This is a genomic window from Pseudonocardia lacus (assembly GCF_018531445.1).
Taxonomy (GTDB): Bacteria; Actinomycetota; Actinomycetes; order Mycobacteriales; family Pseudonocardiaceae; genus Pseudonocardia; species Pseudonocardia lacus.
This window is the reverse complement of the sequence record NZ_JAHDTH010000422.1, coordinates 1-2,175: the sequence shown is the minus strand read 5'-3', so window position 1 is coordinate 2,175 and position 2,175 is coordinate 1. Positions and strand designations below refer to the sequence as shown.

Sequence of the window (2,175 nt, the reverse complement as noted above, 5' to 3'; positions counted from 1 at the left end):
GGACCACCGCGCCGACGATCCACGGCCACACCGGTGCGCCGCCCCCGTCGTCGGTCTGCGCGGCCGCCGTCGGGGCCGGGGTCGCGGGCGCCGCGGGGGCGGCCGCGGACGTGCTCGGGGCCGCGGCCGTGGTGGTCGGGGCGGCCGTGGTCAGGGTGAAGGCAACGCTGCCGGTCACCGGGTGCCCGTCGTCGGAGACGACCCGGTAGCCGATCTCGTAGCGGCCGGCCGGGCCGAGCGGCAGCACCGCGGTGCTGACCACGCCGCCGTCCGCGGTCACGGTGCCGGTCTGGTAGTTCGCGCCGTCCGGACCGATCACGGTGATCTGCGCGAACTCGGCGGGGACCGCCTCGTTGAAGGTCAGCGACACCTGCTGGGGGGCGACCGCCACGCTGGACCCGTCGGCCGGGTCGGTGCTCTCCAGCCGGGTGTGGGCGAACGCAGGCGACGTGCCGAGCAGCAGCGCGATCGTGCACAGGGCGGTGACCGCCACGGCGCGCAGCAGCCGCCGGGTCGTGCGGCCGCCGTGGTAGCCGTTCGTGGTGGCGGCGCGCGGCGCGCGCCGGGGTGATGCGGACATGGCTGTTCCTCGGGTGGGTTGCGCTGGTGAAGGGGGCTTCAGCAGCGCACCGGAGGACCCCGCCGCACCTGCGTCGCGGCGAGCAGGCGCGAGACGGCGGGGAGGACGTCGTCGCTCGGGACGACCAGGACGGCGAGCGGACGGTCGGCCGGCGCGACCGGCGGGCGGCACGGCGCCACCCGGCGCAGCGCGGCGCCGAGGGCGGCCATACCGCGGTCGGCGAACCGCAGCGCGGCCGCGGTCAGCACCGTGACCGCCGCGTGGACGGCGACCATCGACGGGCCGTCGGGTGCCGCGTGGTGCGCGTGCGAGGTGCTCAGCAGCTCGTGCAGCAGCACCTGGCCACCGCCGAGCACCACCAGCGTGCCGACGGTGCCCCGGCAGCGGTCGGCCAGCGCGACGACCGGCCACGCCAGCGCGGGCAGCAGCACCGCGAGCAGGGCCAGGTCGGGGAGCGCGCCGCCGCCGGCCAGGTGCCCGACGACGGTCAGCAGGGCGCTGAGCCCGACCAGCAGGCCGCCGCGGAACCGGCGCGCACCGGGGTCCGTGGGGCCGTCCATGGGCCCCGACGGTAGCCGAGGCCCCCGACACGACCCCGGCCCCGCCCGTGCCGCTGCGGTGGGCGGACGTGCCGGTGGGGTCAGCCGATGACGCCGAGCCGGGTCAGCAGTTCGACCTCGACGCGGTCGAGCTCCCCGGCGATCGCGCGGTAGGCGGTCTTGCGGCGCGCAGTGGGCATCTGCCCGGCGGCGCGCACGGCCACGGCCAGGTCGGCCAGCCGCGGGCGGACCTTCGCGGCGAACGCCTTGTCGTCCTCGGTGCCGTGGGTCCCGGTGCCGCCCTCGAGCTCCTGCAGCGTCTCGGCGATCCGCGACAGCCGGGCGTGCAGCGCCCCGCCGCGCCCGGTGTACTGCGACAGCTGGCCGGGCTCGACGCCCAGCTGGCCGGCCCGGTACGCGTCCCACCGCGAGCGCGCCACCCCCGCGAACGCCAGCGCGTACGGCGCCAGCAGCGGCGCCACCGCCTTGCTGACCCCGATCAGCCGCTTGGCCCGGGCCGCGGTGAACGGCTTGCTGGCGGCGCGCGCGACGTCCGCCACCGCTTCCGCAGAGCTCGACCCGGAGCCGTCCGCCGACCCGGCGGATCGCCGCCGCAGCGCCATCCCGTGCACCCCCTCGCCCCCGTTCCGGCTCGTCGGACCGGGCTCCGGCGCAGCCTAGTGACACCGCGGGCCCGACGTCGGGCGGAACGCGGCGCGCGCCCGATCGTGATCCAGCCGACGCGCACGGTCCGCCCGGCTGCGGCGAGGGCTGTCGGTACCGGTCACTACCCTCGGGGGCATGACGGCGATCGAGAACCGGCCACCGGCCGGGCCCCCCACCCGGGGCATCGTGCTCGATGCCGTCGCGACCACGCTGTGCCGCCGTCGCGTCCACCTCGACCACGACCCGACGGCCACCGCCGCCCCCCGCGCCCTGCCCGACCCGGCCCTGGAGCAGCGCCGCGCCGACGCCGCCGAGCACCGCGAGCGCCTCGGCGAGGTCCTCGCCGCCACAGCCGGCCCCTCCTGGCACCGCGTCGCCCCCGGCCCGACC

3 protein-coding genes and 1 pseudogene are annotated in these 2,175 nt (G+C 78.4%); 1 reads left to right on the top strand and 3 read right to left on the bottom strand.

Annotated elements, in window-relative coordinates; translation table 11 throughout:
* The 3 genes from KIK08_RS38725 to KIK08_RS38715 all read right to left on the bottom strand — a co-directional run.
* On the bottom strand, positions 1-580 hold a 580-nt coding region (locus KIK08_RS38725), incomplete at its 3' end, for a copper resistance CopC family protein (protein WP_214408281.1).
* 38 nt (positions 581-618) lie between these two features.
* Positions 619-1,140 carry a hypothetical protein gene (locus KIK08_RS38720; RefSeq protein WP_214408280.1) on the bottom strand — a complete coding sequence of 174 codons (522 nt, stop codon included), beginning with the start codon at positions 1,138-1,140 and terminating at the stop codon, positions 619-621.
* A gap of 80 nt (positions 1,141-1,220) precedes the next feature.
* Positions 1,221-1,679 (bottom strand): DUF6474 family protein, encoded by a 459-nt coding sequence (locus KIK08_RS38715; RefSeq protein ID WP_214408279.1) that lies wholly within the window; start codon positions 1,677-1,679, stop codon positions 1,221-1,223.
* 241 nt (positions 1,680-1,920) lie between these two features.
* On the opposite strand from KIK08_RS38715, the pseudogene KIK08_RS38710 reads away from it, so the two are divergent.
* Positions 1,921-2,175 (top strand): annotated as a pseudogene (locus tag KIK08_RS38710) (hypothetical protein); the annotation flags it as partial.

Bases quoted from the DNA above. Each gene is read 5' to 3' on its own strand.
- KIK08_RS38720 (WP_214408280.1), bottom strand. From the start codon at position 1,140: ATGGACGGCCCCACGGACCCCGGTGCGCGCCGGTTCCGCGGCGGCCTG.